This window comes from Vibrio sp. KUL70 (genome assembly GCF_059725515.1).
Genome location: NZ_AP045834.1, coordinates 269,427 through 294,013, shown reverse-complemented (window position 1 = coordinate 294,013; position 24,587 = coordinate 269,427). Strand labels below are relative to the sequence as shown.

10 protein-coding genes, 5 tRNA genes and 7 rRNA genes are annotated in these 24,587 nt (G+C 47.0%); 2 read left to right on the top strand and 20 right to left on the bottom strand.

Features of this window, described 5'->3' with window-relative positions; all coding sequences use genetic code 11:
• Positions 1-367: 367 nt before the first annotated feature.
• The 19 genes from AC6I7V_RS01400 to dusA form a co-directional block, all read right to left on the bottom strand.
• A tRNA-Ala gene (locus AC6I7V_RS01400) sits at positions 368-443 on the bottom strand.
• 40 nt (positions 444-483) lie between these two features.
• A tRNA-Ile gene (locus AC6I7V_RS01395) sits at positions 484-560 on the bottom strand.
• Positions 561-626: 66 nt separating this feature from the next.
• Positions 627-2,181 (bottom strand): 16S ribosomal RNA (locus AC6I7V_RS01390).
• A 339-nt stretch (positions 2,182-2,520) separates the two neighbouring features.
• Positions 2,521-2,636, bottom strand: a 5S ribosomal RNA gene (gene rrf, locus AC6I7V_RS01385).
• A gap of 117 nt (positions 2,637-2,753) precedes the next feature.
• Positions 2,754-5,646: ribosomal RNA gene (locus AC6I7V_RS01380) — 23S ribosomal RNA — on the bottom strand.
• Positions 5,647-6,019: 373 nt separating this feature from the next.
• Positions 6,020-6,095 (bottom strand) — tRNA-Ala (locus AC6I7V_RS01375).
• A gap of 40 nt (positions 6,096-6,135) precedes the next feature.
• A tRNA-Ile gene (locus AC6I7V_RS01370) sits at positions 6,136-6,212 on the bottom strand.
• Positions 6,213-6,278: 66 nt separating this feature from the next.
• Positions 6,279-7,833: ribosomal RNA gene (locus AC6I7V_RS01365) — 16S ribosomal RNA — on the bottom strand.
• Positions 7,834-8,260: 427 nt separating this feature from the next.
• Positions 8,261-8,376, bottom strand: a 5S ribosomal RNA gene (rrf, locus tag AC6I7V_RS01360).
• 118 nt (positions 8,377-8,494) lie between these two features.
• Positions 8,495-11,386, bottom strand: a 23S ribosomal RNA gene (locus AC6I7V_RS01355).
• A 366-nt stretch (positions 11,387-11,752) separates the two neighbouring features.
• Positions 11,753-11,828, bottom strand: a tRNA-Glu gene (locus AC6I7V_RS01350).
• Between the two features lie 68 nt (positions 11,829-11,896).
• A 16S ribosomal RNA gene (locus tag AC6I7V_RS01345) occupies positions 11,897-13,466 on the bottom strand.
• Together the 16S, 23S and 5S rRNA genes with 5 tRNA genes alongside form the textbook arrangement of a ribosomal RNA operon.
• A 656-nt stretch (positions 13,467-14,122) precedes the next feature.
• The gene (locus tag AC6I7V_RS01340) at positions 14,123-14,899 is read right to left on the bottom strand and encodes a phosphoadenylyl-sulfate reductase (protein ID WP_498011184.1); all 777 of its coding nucleotides are present in this window, start codon (positions 14,897-14,899) and stop codon (positions 14,123-14,125) included.
• A complete protein-coding gene (cysI, locus tag AC6I7V_RS01335) occupies positions 14,892-16,619 on the bottom strand; it encodes an assimilatory sulfite reductase (NADPH) hemoprotein subunit (RefSeq protein ID WP_498011183.1) in 1,728 nt (575 codons plus the stop codon). The genes AC6I7V_RS01340 and cysI overlap by 8 nt, the downstream gene beginning before the upstream one ends.
• Positions 16,619-18,481, bottom strand: coding sequence for an assimilatory sulfite reductase (NADPH) flavoprotein subunit (locus AC6I7V_RS01330; protein WP_372068807.1), 1,863 nt, complete (start codon positions 18,479-18,481; stop codon positions 16,619-16,621). Before AC6I7V_RS01330 ends, cysI begins: the two co-directional genes overlap by 1 nt.
• A 118-nt stretch (positions 18,482-18,599) precedes the next feature.
• Entirely contained in the window at positions 18,600-18,836 is a 237-nt protein-coding gene (locus AC6I7V_RS01325; protein ID WP_255231579.1) for a hypothetical protein, read from the bottom strand.
• A gap of 205 nt (positions 18,837-19,041) precedes the next feature.
• Positions 19,042-19,707, bottom strand: a complete 666-nt coding sequence (locus AC6I7V_RS01320) for a TIGR04219 family outer membrane beta-barrel protein (protein WP_255231580.1) — start codon at positions 19,705-19,707, stop codon at positions 19,042-19,044.
• 151 nt (positions 19,708-19,858) lie between these two features.
• Positions 19,859-20,080 (bottom strand): envelope stress response protein PspG, encoded by a 222-nt coding sequence (gene pspG, locus AC6I7V_RS01315; protein ID WP_372068806.1) that lies wholly within the window; start codon positions 20,078-20,080, stop codon positions 19,859-19,861.
• A gap of 193 nt (positions 20,081-20,273) precedes the next feature.
• Positions 20,274-21,254, bottom strand: coding sequence for a tRNA dihydrouridine(20/20a) synthase DusA (gene dusA, locus AC6I7V_RS01310; RefSeq protein ID WP_150872902.1), 981 nt, complete (start codon positions 21,252-21,254; stop codon positions 20,274-20,276).
• Between the two features lie 314 nt (positions 21,255-21,568).
• On the opposite strand from dusA, the gene zur reads away from it, so the two are divergent.
• Both zur and AC6I7V_RS01300 read left to right on the top strand, forming a co-directional pair.
• Positions 21,569-22,027 (top strand): zinc uptake transcriptional repressor Zur, encoded by a 459-nt coding sequence (zur, locus tag AC6I7V_RS01305; RefSeq protein WP_498011182.1) that lies wholly within the window; start codon positions 21,569-21,571, stop codon positions 22,025-22,027.
• Positions 22,028-22,044: 17 nt separating this feature from the next.
• Complete coding sequence (locus AC6I7V_RS01300) at positions 22,045-22,506, top strand: chemotaxis protein CheX (protein ID WP_032549890.1); 462 nt, start codon at positions 22,045-22,047, stop codon at positions 22,504-22,506.
• 156 nt (positions 22,507-22,662) lie between these two features.
• Here AC6I7V_RS01300 and pgi read toward each other — a convergent pair whose 3' ends face one another.
• Positions 22,663-24,315, bottom strand: coding sequence for a glucose-6-phosphate isomerase (gene pgi / locus AC6I7V_RS01295; protein ID WP_261882479.1), 1,653 nt, complete (start codon positions 24,313-24,315; stop codon positions 22,663-22,665).
• Positions 24,316-24,587: the final 272 nt, after the last annotated feature.

Here is a 24,587-nt window from a genome sequence, read left to right as displayed (position 1 = left end):
AAAGGGTCTTAATGTATGACTGTTTGCTTTCACTTGCTTATTTGATTTCACTTTAAAAAGTAAAGACAAATGGCAGTGAAGACAAACGAGCAACCAAGGTTTTTGGTTGTAATAAGAAGGGTTAGTTCTTATTACGTGTTTGCCGGACTCAATGGTGAATCAATATAAACATTGATTCGAATACAAGACACTTGAATGTGTTTGTGTTGTGTTTACTTCGAAAAGTAAACATTGAGAACTTTTAATTTGATTTAAATAACTACGTTATTTAAATCAGTCAGCTTTCCAAATTGTTAAAGAGCAGATTCGCTTTCTATTTAAAGAAATGAACCATTTTTAAAAGCACTATCGCTAATGCGCTTAAAGATGGTGGAGCTAAGCAGGATCGAACTGCTGACCTCCTGCGTGCAAGGCAGGCGCTCTCCCAGCTGAGCTATAGCCCCAACGAAATCGATATTGACCGCTATCTCTGGGAAAAGATAGTGGTGGGTCTGAGTGGACTTGAACCACCGACCTCCCGCTTATCAGGCGAGCGCTCTAACCAGCTGAGCTACAGACCCAATATCGTCTCTTAACTTTCTAAACCATATCAATCTGTGTGGACACTTATCGTGAACATCTTCGTATAAGGAGGTGATCCAGCCCCAGGTTCCCCTAGGGCTACCTTGTTACGACTTCACCCCAGTCATGAACCACAAAGTGGTGAGCGTCCTCCCGAAGGTTAAACTACCCACTTCTTTTGCAGCCCACTCCCATGGTGTGACGGGCGGTGTGTACAAGGCCCGGGAACGTATTCACCGTAGCATTCTGATCTACGATTACTAGCGATTCCGACTTCATGGAGTCGAGTTGCAGACTCCAATCCGGACTACGACGCACTTTTTGGGATTCGCTCACTCTCGCGAGTTGGCCGCCCTCTGTATGCGCCATTGTAGCACGTGTGTAGCCCTACTCGTAAGGGCCATGATGACTTGACGTCGTCCCCACCTTCCTCCGGTTTATCACCGGCAGTCTCCCTGGAGTTCCCGACATTACTCGCTGGCAAACAAGGATAAGGGTTGCGCTCGTTGCGGGACTTAACCCAACATTTCACAACACGAGCTGACGACAGCCATGCAGCACCTGTCTCAGAGTTCCCGAAGGCACACCTGCGTCTCCGCTGGCTTCTCTGGATGTCAAGAGTAGGTAAGGTTCTTCGCGTTGCATCGAATTAAACCACATGCTCCACCGCTTGTGCGGGCCCCCGTCAATTCATTTGAGTTTTAATCTTGCGACCGTACTCCCCAGGCGGTCTACTTAACGCGTTAGCTCCGAAAGCCACGGCTCAAGGCCACAACCTCCAAGTAGACATCGTTTACGGCGTGGACTACCAGGGTATCTAATCCTGTTTGCTCCCCACGCTTTCGCATCTGAGTGTCAGTATCTGTCCAGGGGGCCGCCTTCGCCACTGGTATTCCTTCAGATCTCTACGCATTTCACCGCTACACCTGAAATTCTACCCCCCCTCTACAGTACTCTAGTTTGCCAGTTTCAAATGCAGTTCCGAGGTTGAGCCCCGGGCTTTCACATCTGACTTAACAAACCACCTGCATGCGCTTTACGCCCAGTAATTCCGATTAACGCTCGCACCCTCCGTATTACCGCGGCTGCTGGCACGGAGTTAGCCGGTGCTTCTTCTGCAGCTAACGTCAAGAAATGCCGCTATTAACGACACCCCCTTCCTCACTGCTGAAAGTACTTTACAACCCGAAGGCCTTCTTCATACACGCGGCATGGCTGCATCAGGCTTGCGCCCATTGTGCAATATTCCCCCACTGCTGCCTCCCGTAGGAGTCTGGACCGTGTCTCAGTTCCAGTGTGGCTGATCATCCTCTCAGACCAGCTAGGGATCGTCGCCTTGGTGAGCCATTACCTCACCAACTAGCTAATCCCACCTAGGCATATCTTGACGCGAGAGGCCCGAAGGTCCCCCTCTTTGGCCCGTAGGCATTATGCGGTATTAGCCATCGTTTCCAATGGTTATCCCCCACATCAAGGCAATTTCCTAGGCATTACTCACCCGTCCGCCGCTCGACGCCGTTATCGTTCCCCGAAGGTTCAGACAACTCGTTTCCGCTCGACTTGCATGTGTTAGGCCTGCCGCCAGCGTTCAATCTGAGCCATGATCAAACTCTTCAATTTAAGATTTTGTGACTCAATGAATACTGATTACATTCCCTATTCTTACGAATAGTGACTGTGAATTGACTGTGCCGATAATAAATTATCGATTGGTCACTCAGTTCATTGAAATCAAGTTGAAACCGAAGTTTCATTTTTGATATTCATCAACGAGTGCCCACACAGATTGATAGGTTTAAATTGTTAAAGAGCTTCTCTAAAAAGAGAGTGCTATCAACGCTTTAGCGTCGAAGCGGATGCGTATAATACGCGATTGACTCTGTAAGTCAACATAAAACTCTAAGTTTTTTACTTAAAATCCTATGTTGACTCGTCTCATCGAGACAAGTCGAAATCAAAGCCTGGCGATGTCCTACTCTCACATGGGGAAGCCCCACACTACCATCGGCGCTATTGCGTTTCACTTCTGAGTTCGGCATGGAATCAGGTGGGTCCACAACGCTATGGTCGCCAAGCAAATTCTTTCTTCTCTGATTTTCTTTCAGAAAAGTAATCTGGAAAGCTGTTTCTGTTCTCTCAAACTCATTCAAGCGTTTGTATCTTTGAGTCCATCAAAACCCCTTGGGTGTTGTATGGTTAAGCCTCACGGGCAATTAGTACAGGTTAGCTCAACGCCTCACAGCGCTTACACACCCTGCCTATCAACGTTCTAGTCTTGAACAACCCTTTAGGACGCTTAAAGCGCCAGGGAAGACTCATCTCAGGGCTCGCTTCCCGCTTAGATGCTTTCAGCGGTTATCGATTCCGAACTTAGCTACCGGGCAATGCCATTGGCATGACAACCCGAACACCAGAGGTTCGTCCACTCCGGTCCTCTCGTACTAGGAGCAGCCCCCTTCAATCTTCCAACGCCCACGGCAGATAGGGACCGAACTGTCTCACGACGTTCTAAACCCAGCTCGCGTACCACTTTAAATGGCGAACAGCCATACCCTTGGGACCGACTTCAGCCCCAGGATGTGATGAGCCGACATCGAGGTGCCAAACACCGCCGTCGATATGAACTCTTGGGCGGTATCAGCCTGTTATCCCCGGAGTACCTTTTATCCGTTGAGCGATGGCCCTTCCATTCAGAACCACCGGATCACTATGACCTGCTTTCGCACCTGCTCGAATTGTCATTCTCGCAGTCAAGCGGGCTTATGCCATTGCACTAACCTCACGATGTCCAACCGTGATTAGCCCACCTTCGTGCTCCTCCGTTACTCTTTGGGAGGAGACCGCCCCAGTCAAACTACCCACCAGGCACTGTCCGTAATCCCGATTCAGGGACCAACGTTAGAACATCAACACTACAAGGGTGGTATTTCAAGGACGACTCCACCACATCTAGCGACGCGGTTTCAAAGTCTCCCACCTATCCTACACATGTAGGGTCAATGTTCAGTGCCAAGCTGTAGTAAAGGTTCACGGGGTCTTTCCGTCTAGCCGCGGGTACACTGCATCTTCACAGCGATTTCAATTTCACTGAGTCTCGGGTGGAGACAGCGTGGCCATCATTACGCCATTCGTGCAGGTCGGAACTTACCCGACAAGGAATTTCGCTACCTTAGGACCGTTATAGTTACGGCCGCCGTTTACCGGGGCTTCGATCAAGAGCTTCGACCGAAGTCTAACCCCATCAATTAACCTTCCGGCACCGGGCAGGCGTCACACCGTATACGTCATCTTACGATTTTGCACAGTGCTGTGTTTTTAATAAACAGTTGCAGCCACCTGGTATCTGCGACTCTCGTCAGCTCCATCCGCAAGGGACTTCACCGATAAGAGCGTACCTTCTCCCGAAGTTACGGTACCATTTTGCCTAGTTCCTTCACCCGAGTTCTCTCAAGCGCCTTGGTATTCTCTACCCGACCACCTGTGTCGGTTTGGGGTACGATTCCTTACAATCTGAAGCTTAGAGGCTTTTCCTGGAAGCATGGCATCAATGACTTCACCACCGTAGTGGCTCGACATCGTATCTCAGCGTTAAGAAAGTCCGGATTTACCTAAACTTTCCGCCTACGTACTTGAACCTGGACAACCGTCGCCAGGCCCACCTAGCCTTCTCCGTCCCCCCATCGCAATTGTAAGAAGTACGGGAATATTAACCCGTTTCCCATCGACTACGCCTTTCGGCCTCGCCTTAGGGGTCGACTTACCCTGCCCCGATTAACGTTGGACAGGAACCCTTGGTCTTCCGGCGAGGGAGTTTTTCACTCCCTTTATCGTTACTCATGTCAGCATTCGCACTTCTGATACCTCCAGCAGCCCTTACAGACCACCTTCAACGGCTTACAGAACGCTCCCCTACCCCGCATACTAAAGTATGCGGCCGCAGCTTCGGTGTATAGCTTAGCCCCGTTACATCTTCCGCGCAGGCCGACTCGACCAGTGAGCTATTACGCTTTCTTTAAATGATGGCTGCTTCTAAGCCAACATCCTGGCTGTCTGAGCCTTCCCACATCGTTTCCCACTTAGCTATACTTTGGGACCTTAGCTGGCGGTCTGGGTTGTTTCCCTCTCCACGACGGACGTTAGCACCCGCCGTGTGTCTCCCGGATAGTACTTACTGGTATTCGGAGTTTGCAAAGGGTTGGTAAGTCGGGATGACCCCCTAGCCTTAACAGTGCTCTACCCCCCAGTAGTATTCGTCCGAGGCGCTACCTAAATAGCTTTCGGGGAGAACCAGCTATCTCCAGGTTTGATTGGCCTTTCACCCCTAGCCACAAGTCATCCGCTAATTTTTCAACATTAGTCGGTTCGGTCCTCCAGTTGATGTTACTCAACCTTCAACCTGCCCATGGCTAGATCACCTGGTTTCGGGTCTATATCCAGAGACTGAACGCCCAGTTAAGACTCGGTTTCCCTACGGCTCCCCTAAACGGTTAACCTTGCCACTGAATATAAGTCGCTGACCCATTATACAAAAGGTACGCAGTCACACCACGAAGGTGCTCCTACTGCTTGTACGTACACGGTTTCAGGTTCTATTTCACTCCCCTCACAGGGGTTCTTTTCGCCTTTCCCTCACGGTACTGGTTCACTATCGGTCAGTCAGTAGTATTTAGCCTTGGAGGATGGTCCCCCCATATTCAGACAGGATATCACGTGTCCCGCCCTACTCGATTTCACTGATTATGATGTGTCGGTTACGGGGCTATCACCCTTTATTGCGGCACTTTCCAGAGCCTTCACCTGCATCATTAAAAGCTTAAGGACTAATCCAATTTCGCTCGCCGCTACTTTCGGAATCTCGGTTGATTTCTCTTCCTCGGGGTACTTAGATGTTTCAGTTCCCCCCGGTTTGCCTCTTGTTGCTATGTATTCACAACAAGATACTTACTTGTGTAAGTGGGTTTCCCCATTCGGAAATCCCAGACTCAAAAGGTTTTTACTACCTAATCTGGGCTTATCGCAAGTTAATACGTCCTTCATCGCCTCTGACTGCCAAGGCATCCACCGTGTACGCTTAGTCACTTAACCATACAACCCGAAGAAGTTTCGAGTTGATGACTTATTTGCTTTCACTTTTCAAAAGTGAAGACAAACTAGCAACCAAGGTTTTGGTTGTAATAAGAAGGGTTAGTTCTTATTACGTGTTTGCCGGACTCAATGGTGAATCAATGTAAACATTGATTCGAATACAAGACACTTGAATGTGTTTGTGTTGTGTTTCATCCAAAAGGATAAACATTGAGAACTTTTAATTTGATTAACTTAATCACAGCCTTGAGCTGTTTGATTTCACTTTTTAAAGTGAAAACCAATTAAGTAATCAGTCAGCTTTCCAAATTGTTAAAGAGCAGATTCATTTCTGAACCATTTTTAAAAGCACTATCGCTAATGCGCTTAAAGATGGTGGAGCTAAGCAGGATCGAACTGCTGACCTCCTGCGTGCAAGGCAGGCGCTCTCCCAGCTGAGCTATAGCCCCAACGAAATCGATATTGACCGCTATCTCTGGGAAAAGATAGTGGTGGGTCTGAGTGGACTTGAACCACCGACCTCCCGCTTATCAGGCGAGCGCTCTAACCAGCTGAGCTACAGACCCAATATCGTCTCTTAACTTTCTAAACCGTATCAATCTGTGTGGACACTTATCGTGAATATCTTTGTATAAGGAGGTGATCCAGCCCCAGGTTCCCCTAGGGCTACCTTGTTACGACTTCACCCCAGTCATGAACCACAAAGTGGTGAGCGTCCTCCCGAAGGTTAAACTACCCACTTCTTTTGCAGCCCACTCCCATGGTGTGACGGGCGGTGTGTACAAGGCCCGGGAACGTATTCACCGTAGCATTCTGATCTACGATTACTAGCGATTCCGACTTCATGGAGTCGAGTTGCAGACTCCAATCCGGACTACGACGCACTTTTTGGGATTCGCTCACTCTCGCAAGTTGGCCGCCCTCTGTATGCGCCATTGTAGCACGTGTGTAGCCCTACTCGTAAGGGCCATGATGACTTGACGTCGTCCCCACCTTCCTCCGGTTTATCACCGGCAGTCTCCCTGGAGTTCCCGACATTACTCGCTGGCAAACAAGGATAAGGGTTGCGCTCGTTGCGGGACTTAACCCAACATTTCACAACACGAGCTGACGACAGCCATGCAGCACCTGTCTCAGAGTTCCCGAAGGCACACCTGCGTCTCCGCTGGCTTCTCTGGATGTCAAGAGTAGGTAAGGTTCTTCGCGTTGCATCGAATTAAACCACATGCTCCACCGCTTGTGCGGGCCCCCGTCAATTCATTTGAGTTTTAATCTTGCGACCGTACTCCCCAGGCGGTCTACTTAACGCGTTAGCTCCGAAAGCCACGGCTCAAGGCCACAACCTCCAAGTAGACATCGTTTACGGCGTGGACTACCAGGGTATCTAATCCTGTTTGCTCCCCACGCTTTCGCATCTGAGTGTCAGTATCTGTCCAGGGGGCCGCCTTCGCCACTGGTATTCCTTCAGATCTCTACGCATTTCACCGCTACACCTGAAATTCTACCCCCCCTCTACAGTACTCTAGTTTGCCAGTTTCAAATGCAGTTCCGAGGTTGAGCCCCGGGCTTTCACATCTGACTTAACAAACCACCTGCATGCGCTTTACGCCCAGTAATTCCGATTAACGCTCGCACCCTCCGTATTACCGCGGCTGCTGGCACGGAGTTAGCCGGTGCTTCTTCTGCAGCTAACGTCAAGAAATGCCGCTATTAACGACACCCCCTTCCTCACTGCTGAAAGTACTTTTACAACCCGAAGGCCTTCTTCATACACGCGGCATGGCTGCATCAGGCTTGCGCCCATTGTGCAATATTCCCCACTGCTGCCTCCCGTAGGAGTCTGGACCGTGTCTCAGTTCCAGTGTGGCTGATCATCCTCTCAGACCAGCTAGGGATCGTCGCCTTGGTGAGCCATTACCTCACCAACTAGCTAATCCCACCTAGGCATATCTTGACGCGAGAGGCCCGAAGGTCCCCCTCTTTGGCCCGTAGGCATTATGCGGTATTAGCCATCGTTTCCAATGGTTATCCCCCACATCAAGGCAATTTCCTAGGCATTACTCACCCGTCCGCCGCTCGACGCCGTTATCGTTCCCCGAAGGTTCAGACAACTCGTTTCCGCTCGACTTGCATGTGTTAGGCCTGCCGCCAGCGTTCAATCTGAGCCATGATCAAACTCTTCAATTTAAGATTTTGTCGACTCAACGAATACTGACTTCAAAACTACTATGTAATTTTAAAGCTATTACCATTCCAACAGAATGGTAATGAATTGACTGTGCCAAATAACCGAAGTTATTCGTATTGGTCACTCAGTTCATTGAAATCAATTTTGATTCCGAAGAATCTGTTTTATCTAACGATAAAACGTTTTGATATTCATCAACGAGTGCCCACACAGATTGATAGGTTTAAATTGTTAAAGAGCGTGTTCTCTAAAAAGAGAACGCTTTCAGTGCCTTAGCACCTAAGCAGGACGCGTATAATACGCTTTCTACTTTGAAAGTCAACATAAAATACTAAGAAAACTTAGAACTCTATGGTGACTTGTCTACTTCGTAGACAAAGTCGAACCTTTTGTCTTCACTTTTTAAAAAAGTGAAAATAAATAGGAGCCTGGCGATGTCCTACTCTCACATGGGGAAGCCCCACACTACCATCGGCGCTATTGCGTTTCACTTCTGAGTTCGGCATGGAATCAGGTGGGTCCACAACGCTATGGTCGCCAAGCAAATTCTTTCTTCTCTGATTTTCTTTCAGAAAAGTAATCTGGAAAGCTGTTTCTGTTCTCTTCAAACTCATTCAAGCGTTTGTATCTTTGAGTCCATCAAAACCCCTTGGGTGTTGTATGGTTAAGCCTCACGGGCAATTAGTACAGGTTAGCTCAACGCCTCACAGCGCTTACACACCCTGCCTATCAACGTTCTAGTCTTGAACAACCCTTTAGGACGCTTAAAGCGCCAGGGAAGACTCATCTCAGGGCTCGCTTCCCGCTTAGATGCTTTCAGCGGTTATCGATTCCGAACTTAGCTACCGGGCAATGCCATTGGCATGACAACCCGAACACCAGAGGTTCGTCCACTCCGGTCCTCTCGTACTAGGAGCAGCCCCCTTCAATCTTCCAACGCCCACGGCAGATAGGGACCGAACTGTCTCACGACGTTCTAAACCCAGCTCGCGTACCACTTTAAATGGCGAACAGCCATACCCTTGGGACCGACTTCAGCCCCAGGATGTGATGAGCCGACATCGAGGTGCCAAACACCGCCGTCGATATGAACTCTTGGGCGGTATCAGCCTGTTATCCCCGGAGTACCTTTTATCCGTTGAGCGATGGCCCTTCCATTCAGAACCACCGGATCACTATGACCTGCTTTCGCACCTGCTCGAATTGTCATTCTCGCAGTCAAGCGGGCTTATGCCATTGCACTAACCTCACGATGTCCAACCGTGATTAGCCCACCTTCGTGCTCCTCCGTTACTCTTTGGGAGGAGACCGCCCCAGTCAAACTACCCACCAGGCACTGTCCGTAATCCCGATTCAGGGACCAACGTTAGAACATCAACACTACAAGGGTGGTATTTCAAGGACGACTCCACCACATCTAGCGACGCGGTTTCAAAGTCTCCCACCTATCCTACACATGTAGGGTCAATGTTCAGTGCCAAGCTGTAGTAAAGGTTCACGGGGTCTTTCCGTCTAGCCGCGGGTACACTGCATCTTCACAGCGATTTCAATTTCACTGAGTCTCGGGTGGAGACAGCGTGGCCATCATTACGCCATTCGTGCAGGTCGGAACTTACCCGACAAGGAATTTCGCTACCTTAGGACCGTTATAGTTACGGCCGCCGTTTACCGGGGCTTCGATCAAGAGCTTCGACCGAAGTCTAACCCCATCAATTAACCTTCCGGCACCGGGCAGGCGTCACACCGTATACGTCATCTTACGATTTTGCACAGTGCTGTGTTTTTAATAAACAGTTGCAGCCACCTGGTATCTGCGACTCTCGTCAGCTCCATCCGCAAGGGACTTCACCGATAAGAGCGTACCTTCTCCCGAAGTTACGGTACCATTTTGCCTAGTTCCTTCACCCGAGTTCTCTCAAGCGCCTTGGTATTCTCTACCCGACCACCTGTGTCGGTTTGGGGTACGATTCCTTACAATCTGAAGCTTAGAGGCTTTTCCTGGAAGCATGGCATCAATGACTTCACCACCGTAGTGGCTCGACATCGTATCTCAGCGTTAAGAAAGTCCGGATTTACCTAAACTTTCCGCCTACGTACTTGAACCTGGACAACCGTCGCCAGGCCCACCTAGCCTTCTCCGTCCCCCCATCGCAATTGTAAGAAGTACGGGAATATTAACCCGTTTCCCATCGACTACGCCTTTCGGCCTCGCCTTAGGGGTCGACTTACCCTGCCCCGATTAACGTTGGACAGGAACCCTTGGTCTTCCGGCGAGGGAGTTTTTCACTCCCTTTATCGTTACTCATGTCAGCATTCGCACTTCTGATACCTCCAGCAGCCCTTACAGACCACCTTCAACGGCTTACAGAACGCTCCCCTACCCCGCATACTAAAGTATGCGGCCGCAGCTTCGGTGTATAGCTTAGCCCCGTTACATCTTCCGCGCAGGCCGACTCGACCAGTGAGCTATTACGCTTTCTTTAAATGATGGCTGCTTCTAAGCCAACATCCTGGCTGTCTGAGCCTTCCCACATCGTTTCCCACTTAGCTATACTTTGGGACCTTAGCTGGCGGTCTGGGTTGTTTCCCTCTCCACGACGGACGTTAGCACCCGCCGTGTGTCTCCCGGATAGTACTTACTGGTATTCGGAGTTTGCAAAGGGTTGGTAAGTCGGGATGACCCCCTAGCCTTAACAGTGCTCTACCCCCCAGTAGTATTCGTCCGAGGCGCTACCTAAATAGCTTTCGGGGAGAACCAGCTATCTCCAGGTTTGATTGGCCTTTCACCCCTAGCCACAAGTCATCCGCTAATTTTTCAACATTAGTCGGTTCGGTCCTCCAGTTGATGTTACTCAACCTTCAACCTGCCCATGGCTAGATCACCTGGTTTCGGGTCTATATCCAGAGACTGAACGCCCAGTTAAGACTCGGTTTCCCTACGGCTCCCCTAAACGGTTAACCTTGCCACTGAATATAAGTCGCTGACCCATTATACAAAAGGTACGCAGTCACACCACGAAGGTGCTCCTACTGCTTGTACGTACACGGTTTCAGGTTCTATTTCACTCCCCTCACAGGGGTTCTTTTCGCCTTTCCCTCACGGTACTGGTTCACTATCGGTCAGTCAGTAGTATTTAGCCTTGGAGGATGGTCCCCCCATATTCAGACAGGATATCACGTGTCCCGCCCTACTCGATTTCACTGATTATGATGTGTCGGTTACGGGGCTATCACCCTTTATTGCGGCACTTTCCAGAGCCTTCACCTGCATCATTAAAAGCTTAAGGACTAATCCAATTTCGCTCGCCGCTACTTTCGGAATCTCGGTTGATTTCTCTTCCTCGGGGTACTTAGATGTTTCAGTTCCCCCGGTTTGCCTCTTGTTGCTATGTATTCACAACAAGATACTTACTTGTGTAAGTGGGTTTCCCCATTCGGAAATCCCAGACTCAAAAGGTTTTTACTACCTAATCTGGGCTTATCGCAAGTTAATACGTCCTTCATCGCCTCTGACTGCCAAGGCATCCACCGTGTACGCTTAGTCACTTAACCATACAACCCGAAGAGGTCTTTATGTATGACTGTTTGCTTTCACTTGCTTGTTTGATTTCACTTTAAAAAGTGAAGACAAATGGCAGTGAAGACAAACGAGCAACCAAGGTTTTTGGTTGTAACAAGAAGGGTTAATTCTTATTACGTGTTTGCCGGACTCAATGGTGATTCAAATTAAATTTGAATCGAATACAAGACACTTGAATGTGTTTGTGTTGTGTTTTCTTAGTTAAAAGAAAACATTGAGAACTTTTAATTTGATTTAAATAACTGTGTTATTTAAATCAGTCAGCTTTCCAAATTGTTAAAGAGCAGATTTCTTAACGAAACCATTTTTAAAAGCACTACTTAAAATGCACTTAAAGATGGTATCCCGTAGGGGAGTCGAACCCCTGTTACCGCCGTGAAAGGGCGGTGTCCTAGGCCTCTAGACGAACGGGACACTAAGATATCTCTTAACTTTCTAAACCGTATCAATCTGTGTGGACACTTATCGTGAATATCTTCGTATAAGGAGGTGATCCAGCCCCAGGTTCCCCTAGGGCTACCTTGTTACGACTTCACCCCAGTCATGAACCACACCGTGGTGATCGTCCTCCCCTAATCTCGAAAGAAAAGGGGTTAAACTAACCACTTCTGGTGCAGCCCACTCCCATGGTGTGACGGGCGGTGTGTACAAGGCCCGGGAACGTATTCACCGTAGCATTCTGATCTACGATTACTAGCGATTCCGACTTCATGGAGTCGAGTTGCAGACTCCAATCCGGACTACGACGCACTTTTTGGGATTCGCTCACTCTCGCAAGTTGGCCGCCCTCTGTATGCGCCATTGTAGCACGTGTGTAGCCCTACTCGTAAGGGCCATGATGACTTGACGTCGTCCCCACCTTCCTCCGGTTTATCACCGGCAGTCTCCCTGGAGTTCCCACCCGAAGTGCTGGCAAACAAGGATAAGGGTTGCGCTCGTTGCGGGACTTAACCCAACATTTCACAACACGAGCTGACGACAGCCATGCAGCACCTGTCTCAGAGTTCCCGAAGGCACCAAAGCATCTCTGCTAAGTTCTCTGGATGTCAAGAGTAGGTAAGGTTCTTCGCGTTGCATCGAATTAAACCACATGCTCCACCGCTTGTGCGGGCCCCCGTCAATTCATTTGAGTTTTAATCTTGCGACCGTACTCCCCAGGCGGTCTACTTAACGCGTTAGCTCCGAAAGCCACGGCTCAAGGCCACAACCTCCAAGTAGACATCGTTTACGGCGTGGACTACCAGGGTATCTAATCCTGTTTGCTCCCCACGCTTTCGCATCTGAGTGTCAGTATCTGTCCAGGGGGCCGCCTTCGCCACTGGTATTCCTTCAGATCTCTACGCATTTCACCGCTACACCTGAAATTCTACCCCCCCTCTACAGTACTCTAGTTTGCCAGTTTCAAATGCAGTTCCGAGGTTGAGCCCCGGGCTTTCACATCTGACTTAACAAACCACCTGCATGCGCTTTACGCCCAGTAATTCCGATTAACGCTCGCACCCTCCGTATTACCGCGGCTGCTGGCACGGAGTTAGCCGGTGCTTCTTCTGCAGCTAACGTCAAGAAATGCCGCTATTAACGACACCCCCTTCCTCACTGCTGAAAGTACTTTTACAACCCGAAGGCCTTCTTCATACACGCGGCATGGCTGCATCAGGCTTGCGCCCATTGTGCAATATTCCCCACTGCTGCCTCCCGTAGGAGTCTGGACCGTGTCTCAGTTCCAGTGTGGCTGATCATCCTCTCAGACCAGCTAGGGATCGTCGCCTTGGTGAGCCATTACCTCACCAACTAGCTAATCCCACCTAGGCATATCTTGACGCGAGAGGTCCGAAGATCCCCCTCTTTGGCCCGTAGGCATTATGCGGTATTAGCCATCGTTTCCAATGGTTATCCCCCACATCAAGGCAATTTCCTAGGCATTACTCACCCGTCCGCCGCTCGACGCCGTTATCGTTCCCCGAAGGTTCAGATAACTCGTTTCCGCTCGACTTGCATGTGTTAGGCCTGCCGCCAGCGTTCAATCTGAGCCATGATCAAACTCTTCAATTTAAGATTTTGTGACTCAATGAATACTGATTCTATCTAACGATAGTGAATTGACTGTGCTCTTATTGGTTTTCACTTTAAAAAGTGAAATCAAACAGCTCAAGGCTGTACCAATTTGAATTGGTCACTCAGTTCATTGAAATCAAGTTGAAACCGAAGTTTCGTGTTTACCTTTGCTTTTAAAAGCGAAAACAAACTTAGTGATATTCATCAACGAGTGCCCACACAGATTGATAGGTTTAAATTGTTAAAGAGCTTTTCTTCGTTGTGACTTGCATCACTTCGGAAGAGGCGGCCATTCTAGCGATTTAATTCTCAGTGTCAAACACTTTTTGAAAATTAATTTCTACTTTCTAAAAGTAGAAGCGAAATATCGCTTTAAGCTAGTTGCCGAACTAACATTCTTCGCTGAAGCCTTGTGGCGTCTGCCGTGTCAGTGAGGCGGCATTATAGAGATGTTCCTCACATTGGCAAGCTTTAATTCGAGAAAATTGTAAAAATAACGCTTAAGTGCAGAAATAACATTCAAAGCCATATTTATGCAAGTTTAACCCCAATCGAACTACAAGCTACCCACAGAGTTATCCACAATTGGTGATTTTCATATTCTACAAACATAAAAAAAGCTGCTTAAAAGCAGCTTTTCAACACAAGATGGATTAAATACCGGAACCGTATTGCTCACCATCGTCTTCATGAAGACCACATTCGCGTTTCAAACCATTAAATCGCGTTTCTTCTTCGGTCATACCCGGCTCCCACTTCTTAGTGGTGTGAGTGTCACCAATGGATAGGTAGCCTTCTTCTCGTAGCGGGTGATAACTCAAACCATGCTCTTCTAAGTAATAATGAACATCTTTATTACTCCAGTCGATGACAGGCAAGAACTTAAACACACCATTTTGAATAGAGAGTATAGGAAGGTTTGCACGAGACTTAGATTGCTCTCTTCTCAAACCCGAGAACCAAACCCCTACATCAAGCTCATCCAGTGCACGCCTCATTGGTTCGACTTTATTTAGCTTGTTGTACTTTTCTATCCCTTCTAAACCTTGTTCCCACAACTTGCCGTATTGCGCTTCTTGCCAATTCGGGCTCTGTTTCGCTCTAAAGACTTGAAGATTTAATGTCAGTTGCTGACTTAACTCATCAATAAAGCGATACGTTTCAGGGAAAAGGTAGCCTGTATCCGTCAAGATCACAGGGATGTCCGGTTTCGCTTGGGTCACAAGGTGAAGCATTAACGCCGCTTGAATACCAAAACTAGATGAGACAACGTGATTGCCTTCTAGGTTCTCTAGTGCCCACTTAACTCTTTGTTGAGCGGTTAGCGTCTCTAACTCAGCATTGATTTCTGAAAGACGGAGAATTTGCTCCGTCTTGGTTAATGCAAGCAGATCTGCCAACTTCAATTTGGAAGTCACAGAATTATGCATGTAAATCCCTCTTAGAAATGATCACTTCTTCAATGATGCCAGCGCGAATAGTGAAATCACCGAACCCTTCGCCCTCTTCTCTTTCATTTGCCCAACGAGCCACCAGATCATCGATCTCTTGAAGGATTTGTGCAGAGGTGATGTTCTCTTTATACATCTTAGGAATTCGAGTACCCGCTCGGTTACCACCTAAATGCATGTTGTAACGACCCGGCGCCTTACCAACGAGACCAAGCTCCGCTAGCATCGCTCGACCACAACCATTTGGACAACCTGTAATACGCAGAATAATGTTGTCATCTTCCGGTAAGCCGTGCTTCTTAAGAATGCCTTCCACATCCGTCACAAACTCAGGAAGGAAACGTTCCGCTTCAGCCATTGCCAACGGACAAGTTGGGAATGCCACACATGCCATTGAGTTTTTACGCTGCTCAGTTACCGCATCGTCCATCAGACCATATTCACGAGCAAGCTTCTCGATCTTGGCTTTTTGGTTCTTTGGCACACCTGCAACGATCAAGTTTTGGTTTGCTGTCATGCGGAAGTCGCCTTTATGAATCTTAGCGATTTCAGCAACACCTGTTTTTAGAGGCTTACCAGGGAAATCCAGTAGACGGCCATTCTCTATGAACAGTGCTAAATGGAATTTACCATCGATACCTTCAGACCAACCGATACGATCGCCTCGACCAGTAAACTCATAAGGGCGGCTATCAGAGAACTTCACCCCTGCACGTCTCTCTACTTCAGCTTTAAAGACATCAATACCAACACGGTCTAAGGTGTACTTGGTCTTTGCGTTCTTACGGTTAGAACGGTTACCCCAATCACGTTGTGTTGTTACAACCGCTGCTGCAACATCTAATGTGTTTGCTAGTGGTACAAAACCAAAGTCATCCGCCTTACGTGCATAAGTCGACGTATCACCGTGAGTCATTGCTAGACCACCACCGACAAGCACATTAAAGCCCACCAGCTTGCCGTCTTCTGCAATTGCCACGAAGTTCAAGTCATTAGCGTGCACATCCACATCATTCTGTGGCGGGATCACTACCGTGGTTTTGAATTTACGAGGTAGATAGTTGCTACCTAGAATCGGCTCTTCATCGGTCGTTTCCAGTTTCTCACCATCTAGCCAGATCTCTGCATAAGCACGTGTTTTTGGTAGAAGGTGCTCACTGATTTTCTTCGCCCACTCGTAAGCCTCTTGATGAAGCTCTGATTCTACTGGGTTAGTCGTACATAGCACGTTACGGTTTACGTCACCCGCTGTCGCGATCGAATCAATCCCAATGCTGTTTAGCGTTTGGTGCATCAACTTGATGTTTGGCTTCAATACACCGTGAAACTGGAACGTTTGACGCGTAGTGAGTCGAATAGAACCATACGAAGTACTCTCATCCGCGAATTTATCAATTGCTAGCCACTGCTTTGGTGTAATGATGCCACCCGGCATACGTGCACGCAGCATCACATTGTGCAACGGTTCTAGTTTTTGCTTAGCACGCTCGTTACGGATATCACGGTCGTCTTGTTGATACATACCGTGGAAGCGAATCAGCTGGAAGTTGTCTGCCGTAAATCCACCTGTGATGCGATCTTGTAGATCGGCTTCAATGGTGCCACGTAGATGATTACTTTCACGCTTTAAACGTTCGTTGTCTGCTAATGGGCCCAGCACTTGGCCTAATACTTCTTGCTCTATAACTTGCTTGCTCATTAGTACACATCCCTTTGGTAACGTTTCGCTTTACGTAGATCGTTAATATATTCTTCAGCTTGCTCTCGGCTCTGCTTGCCTTGCTCTTGTGCGATTGTGATCAGTGCTTCGTTGACATCTTTTGCCATACGAGTCGCATCACCACATACATAGAGGTAAGCGCCCTCTTGTAGCCACTGCCACACTTGCTCAGCTTGCTCGATGAGACGGTCTTGAACATACACCTTCTCTTGTTGATCACGGCTAAACGCCACATCAAGCTTAGTTAGCGCACCAGACTTCAAGTACTTCTGCCATTCAACTTGGTATAAGAAGTCTTGAGTGAAGGTACGGTCACCAAAGAACAACCAGCTATTACCTTCAGCATCATTGTTGTCACGCTCTTGAATGAAGCTACGGAATGGTGCGATACCTGTACCCGGGCCAATCATGATGATCGGCGTTGCATCATCTTGAGGAAGTTTGAAGTTATTGTTGTTCTCTACAAACACTTTCACTTCACCGCCCTCTTCTAAGCGCTGAGCTAAGAAACTTGATGCGCCACCTTGACGAGACTCATCACCTTTTTGGTATTCCACTAAACCTACTGTTAGGTGAACTTCTTCATCGACTTCAGACTGACTTGATGCAATGGAGTAAAGACGCGGTGTTAGCTTACGTAGCAGACCAAGTAATTCATCAGCGGATAGCTTTGTTTTCTTCTCTGAGAGAACATCAACAACTTGAGTGTTACCTGCGTACTCGCGAAGCTTATCTTTGTCTTCCACCAGCTTAATTAGCTTCTTACTGCCCGATAACTCTGCAAACTTAGTTACGAGTTGTGGATTCGATGCGGTGATCTCATATTTGCTGACTAGAGCACTATGAATAGAAAGACTCTCGCCATCGACATCAACACTCTCTACCCCAGAAAGACCTACTTTCGCTAGGATTTGATTCGCGAGTTCTGAGCTGTTTTCAAACCAAACACCCAATGCGTCACCCGGTTGATAAGTAATACCTGATTCGCCTAAATCGATCTCGATATGACGAACGTCTTTACCTGAATCACGACCAGTGATCTTTTGACTGGTTAGTAGTGTTGCTGTGTATGGATTCTGTTTGGTGTAAAGACTATGACCAGCCGCTTGTTGCCCTACAGGAAGTTGAACCACCTCAGCTTCAGTACCTGAAGAGAGTGCTTCTTTCACTTTCTCAAGTGCTGATGCACGCCACTCTTGTGCTGGCGCTTCGTAATCCACATCTAGATCAACACGATCAATAAATGGCGTCGCGCCGAGTTTAGATAGGAAGCTATCGAAATCTTTACCGGTTTGGCAGAAGAATTCATAACTTGAGTCACCAAGACCGATGACACCATATTGTAGGTTCGGTAGCTTAGGTGCTTTCTTCGATTGAAGGAATTCATGCAGTTCAATCGCGTTATCAGGAGCTTCGCCCTCGCCGTTGGTTGAAGCAACGAAGATAACGTGTGTTTCTTTTGCTAAGTTCTTACCTTTGTAGTCACTCGCGTCAAACAGTTCAACCGCAATGCCTTGTGCTTTTGCTTCAGACTCTAGTGCTTCTGCGACACCCTTTGCGTTACCCGTTTGAGAAGCAAAGATGATGCTTAGCTTACCAGCAGGTTTAGCCGCAACCACAGCCGCTGCTTGAGCAATTGGAGCTGCTGCCGCTGAAGGTTGGTTTTGGCTTACACCCCATAGATAACCACTTACCCAAGCAAGCTGTTGTGGTGAAAGTTCAGAAACACTCTGTTGAAGATGACCTAATTGTTGATCATTTAATGGTGCAGCTAAGCCCGGTAGTTCGTTGCTACCTGCTTGTGCGTTATTCTGTGAAGACTCTTTCTTATTTAAAGACATGGTCACGACATCCCTAATCATTGCGTGACGATAGATTAACCACTCCTTTTAATAACAAGAAAGAATAGAAAAGTATGTTTTATAACTTTTTGGAAGTAAAAAACCGTTATGGGTTCATTCACTGTTGTTGATTTTCGATGCGAACCTGTTGAAATCCAACAGCCATTGCGGACTTTGATGCCAAGTCGAGGTCAGCATAATGGCACTCTTCACCATGAACATCGGTCAACAGTACAAAGCCGCCGCTCATGTGTCTAAACTCCACAACCCAAGCCCCTTCTTGGATTGAGGGCTCTATGATAGCTTCCACCAGTTGATTTTCTCGATAGAGTGCGCGTAGTTCATTGAGTGTCATATCCCATCCTTTGCTGTGACTCTGCAATACTGTGTCTTTTAATAATAGACGTCGATTGAAGCAATGCATAAGAATCCCCAAAAGTGATGGGAGTACTAACTCATTCCAGATTGGTATATCCAAAACAAAAAAACGCCACTGAGATTCAGTCGCGTTTTCATATCATTTAATTCAGCTTATCGTATGTAGCCTAGCGGCCTCGATATTAGAAGATCACTTCTGCGCCCGCAAACCAGCCATCAACCATAACGAAGCTCTTACCTAAATCAGAAGTAAAGAATTCATCTGAGTCTAGGTCGATAACACGGTAGCCACCACGCAGAGCAACTTGTGTACCGGCCACCGGGATTCGGTATTGAACGCCAGCCATGAGATCCGTGCTCTTGATACCGCTGCTGTTACCAAACTCCATGGTTCCAATAATATCAAAATTAGTATCAGGAACATTAATTTCAGCGTTACCGTAGAAACTCCACAGCAGCTCATCAAAGTCCGTTTGCTTGCCGCCCATTTTAGGTTCAACGTAGTTTGAGTCAGAATACTGAGAGAAGGTCACACCAGCATCAAAGTTCATTAACTTGTGCTCTAGCAGTGTGTAGTAAAAAGTGTAGTCATACTTATCAAACGCCAATGCTTCTGCATCAACTGACGTGTAACGAATACTTGCGTTCGGCAACATTGGGAACTTGTGCTCAAATGCAAAGTACAAAGATGGTGATTGTGAATCATCTTGTCCCACTTCATTAAGCTTTGTACTTCCCCACCACATATCGGCACCGACTTTCGCCGTGTAGAAAGGTTCTTCTTGAGCAGACGTTGTCGAACTGAAAGATAACATTCCCACTAAAGCAATTAATGGCATTTTATTCATTTGAGAGAACTCCCGTTCCATTGCGTTGTACTAATTCTAAGTATATTCATAGACTAATGAGTAAAATTCTACCACACATAAGCACAACGGATGCGACAAACATCCGTTGTGATCAAATTTGACGTTACCATGACTTTCGCTCAATAACCCGTTAATAACGGCGAGGATTAGAGCTGTTCACTACGTTCTTGAAGAACCAAATAGCAATCGCGATGACAATCAACCAAGGTAATAGTTTTAATACCGCTCCTACCATACCCAGTACGACCATCACGACGAGTGCCAGCCCCGTTGCTGCCAATACCGTCATAAAAGTAATACCTGTTACCAATAGCGTCGCAACAAAGATAAGAACAAAGATTAATTCAAACATAATGGTCTCCTATGATGACCTGTTTCTCTTAACCTTGCTCATTGCAGCTTCCATACCAACACGATCCAAAAACAAAACCTTTAAAAATCAAACAAATAAAAAGCCACACATTTTCATGCATGGCTTTAGAACTCTGTTAAATGGTAAAAATAACCAAAAGTGGCGAATTTCACCTAGGTGATAAAACTAAAGACTATACGTTCAATTCTTTAGGAATTTTCGCTAGCGCAGTTTGCATCACTTCGATACCTGCACCTTTCTTGTGTGCATTCTCACTGATGTAACGACGCCACTGTCTTGCACCCGGCATGCTTTGGAACAGACCAAGCATATGACGAGAGATGTGACCTAGGCTCGCACCTTTCATCAACTCTTGCTCAATGTAAGGGTACATCTCTTCAACAACCTGCGAACGTTTCTTGATTGGTGTATCTAAACCGAAGATCTGCTGATCCACTTCAGCCAAAATGTATGGGCTATGGTAGGCCTCACGACCGATCATTACGCCATCTAAGTGCTGCAGATGTTCTTTGGTCTGCTCTAGAGTAGTAATGCCGCCATTCACCGCAATCACTAAGTCAGAGAAATCTTTCTTCACTTGGTAAGCACGTGTGTAGTCTAACGGTGGGATCTCACGGTTCTCTTTCGGGCTCAAGCCACTCAGCCAAGCTTTACGAGCGTGAATAGTAAATTGCTCACAGCCGCCTTTCTCTGAAACCGTTGAGATAAACTTAGTTAGGAACTCATATGAATCCTGCTCATCGATGCCGATACGCGTTTTCACTGTGATAGGGATATCGGTGACTTCTTTCATCGCTGATACACAATCCGCCACCAGCTCAGGTTCGGCCATTAGACAAGCACCAAAGCGACCATTTTGAACACGATCAGATGGACAACCTACGTTAAGGTTCACTTCATCATAACCACGCTCAGCTGCTAACTTCGCACATTCAGCCAAGTCGACTGGGTTTGAACCACCTAACTGTAGCGCGACAGGGTGCTCTTGTTCGCTGTACTCTAGGAAGTCACCTTTACCATGCAGTATTGCGCCTGTCGTTACCATTTCCGTATACAGAAGAGTCTGCTGAGACAGCAGGCGATGGAAGTAGCGACAGTGACGATCAGTCCAATCGAGCATTGGAGCAACAGAAAGTCTACATGAATGTGTCATGGTAAATACCCTAATTACGAGTCAAACGTACTTATTGGCGCAGCCAACAAAAGTGAAGTCGGCCATTGTAATCGCTATACCTTGTTTACGCTATATGAACTTTACCTCACACTTTTATATTTCAACCCATTCATAGAGCCTCTATTTTGACGTCAATAATCAGTTATATCTTGAGTCATGTAGTCATTTTGAGTTACCTTGTCTTATTCAAAGCCATAAGTCACAATACGCTCTGTACCTGACTTTTATTGAAATTAAGGACACCTCACTGATCTTGCTGCAAAAATAGTAAACAGTTAGGACCGTCCCTTTGTATGGTGAAAAATTTGGACCAAACATTAATAGAGCAAGTTGAAGGGATATGCGCATCACGAGGCGTTCGTCTAACACCTCAAAGAAAGCGAGTGTTTGAGCTTATCTTAGCGAATAAAAAAGCCTCTAGTGCTTATGAGTTACTGGAACAGCTTAAGCAAAGTGAACCTCAGGCCAAACCACCTACTGTATATCGCGCTTTAGACTTTTTGTTGGAACAAGGTTTCATTCATCGAGTTGAGTCAACAAACAGCTTTATATGCTGCTGCTCTTGTAATGCTCACAAACATTTCTCACAGCTGCTTATCTGTGACAAATGTGGCAGCGTTATTGAACTGCAAGACGATAACCTAGTAGCTCAACTTGCTAACAATGCAGAAAAGTACGGCTTTCGACTGACCAATCACGTCATCGAATCTCATGGTACTTGCCAAGCCTGCTCGACTGAGCTGAAAGATTAAGATTATAGAAGAACATTATGCGCGCTGAATTTGTAAACCCGTTTTTAGCCTCCCTCATGAATGTGCTGAAAACGATGGCTTCACTAGAATTGAAGCCACAGAAACCTAGAGTTAAAAAAGATGAAATCGCTCGTGGTGATGTCTCTGGTTTAATCGGTATGGTGGGCCCACAATCTCGTGGTTCAATGTCCATCACCTTTGATGAAGGCCTAGCGTTAGAGATCATGCAGAACATGCTGGGTGAGCGCCCTAACGGTCTAAACGAAGAAGTGACTGATATGGTTGGTGAGATCACGAACATGGTAACGGGTGGTGCAAAGCGTATCCTTGCTGAAAGTGGCTTTGACTTTGATATGGCAACACCGATTGTTGTATCAGGCAAAGGACACACTATCCGTCACAAATGTGAAGGTGCGATCATCATCATGCCATTCTCATCTCAATGGGGTAACGCCTTCATCGAGATCTGTTTCGAATAACAGCATCGAACGTTCGACTTTAAAGAAAGCGAATTGAATGAAAGGTTGGCGCAGTGCCAACCTTTTTTATTGCCTGCGATTGACCAAATCATATCGCTCTACTCAACAAAAACGCCAGCTCGAAGGCTGACGTTTCTTTCTATCGGTTCAACTCAATTAAGCTTTAAGCGCTTTAAATGCGTTGATTAGACCGTTAGTTGAGCTATCGTGAGAGGTCACTTCTGCGTCATCTGCAAGCTCAGGTAGGATTTGATTCGCGAGTTGCTTACCAAGCTCTACACCCCATTGGTCAAAGCTGAAGATGTTCCAGATAACACCTTGTACGAAGATCTTGTGCTCGTACATCGCGATTAGGTTACCCAGAGTGCGAGGCGTGATTTGCTTAACTAGGATAGAGTTTGTTGGACGGTTACCTTCAAACACTTTAAATGGTACCAGTTCTGCCACTTCTTCCGCTGTTTTACCTGCTGCTAGGAATTCAGCTTCTACTGTCTCTTTTGTCTTACCGAATGCTAACGCTTCAGTTTGAGCAAAGAAGTTAGACATTAGCTTCTGGTGGTGATCAGAGGCTGGGTTGTGGCTGATTGCTGGAGCAATGAAGTCAGAAGGGATCAGTTTAGTACCTTGGTGAATCAGCTGGTAGAAAGCGTGCTGGCCGTTTGTGCCAGGTTCACCCCAGATGATTGGACCCGTTTGGTATTCCACTGGGTTGCCGTCACGGTCAACAAACTTACCGTTAGATTCCATGTTACCTTGCTGGAAGTACGCAGCAAAACGGTGCATGTATTGGTCGTAGGGTAGGATTGCTTCAGACTCAGCACCGTGGAAGTTGTTGTACCAAATACCGATTAGCGCAAGGATAACTGGAATGTTGCTTTCAAACTCAGTTGAAGCAAAGTGGTTATCCATGTCGTGAGCACCTTCAAGAAGCTCAACGAAGTTGTCGAAACCGACAGACAGTGAGATCGACAGACCGATTGCAGACCATAGCGAGTAACGACCGCCAACCCAGTCCCAGAATTCGAACATGTTGTCAGTATCGATACCAAACTCAGCGACTGCCGTTGCGTTAGTAGATAGCGCTGCGAAGTGCTTAGCAACATGCGCTTCATCACCCGCTTCTGCTAGGAACCAATCACGTGCAGAGTGTGCATTGGTCATTGTTTCTTGAGTGGTAAACGTTTTAGAAGCCACTAGGAACAGTGTTGTTTCTGGGTTTACTTTCTTCAGTGTTTCAACGATGTGAGTACCATCAACGTTAGACACGAAGTGCATGTTTAGACGGGTTTTGTATGGTGTTAGAGCTTCCGTCACCATGTATGGACCTAGATCCGAACCACCGATACCAATGTTTACAACATCAGTGATCTCTTTACCTGTGTAACCTTTCCACTCACCCGATACGATGCGGTGTGTGAAGAGTTCCATTTTTGCCAAAACAGCATTTACAGCAGGCATCACATCTTTACCATCAACCATTACTGGCTTGTCGCTGCGGTTACGCAGAGCAGTGTGAAGAACTGAACGGCCTTCAGTTTGGTTGATTGCGTCACCTTTGAACATTGCTTCGATTGCAGATTTCACTTCTGTCTCGTTCGCAAGTGCGAATAGGTGCTGCATTGTTTCTGCATCGATAAGGTTCTTAGAGTAGTCGACTAAGATGTCTGAACCGAAGCGAGTAGAGAACGCATCAAAACGCTTTGCATCTTGAGCGAATAGCTCTTTTAGATCCATATCTTGAGCAGATTCAAAGTGTGCAGTTAGAGATTTCCACGCTTGTGTTTGCGTTGGGTTGATATTTTTCAACATGGTAACTATCCCGATGTTACTTTAGGTTTTATTCTCAATATCATTAATGTGATAAGAGAACCCCCGATTAGGCAAAAGCTCTATGACTCGGTGACGACAAAGATTTCATCATCACTGAAAGATTCTATGTAATTTTTTTTCACGACGTATTATGCCGTATATAATCATCAGCGCCTTGAGATAAATCACGGTTCGTTTTTGTGAACCACTCACTGACGCTGATTTCGGTTATACACTGTAGAAGTGTGAACTAAACCTTATAAATTCAAGTT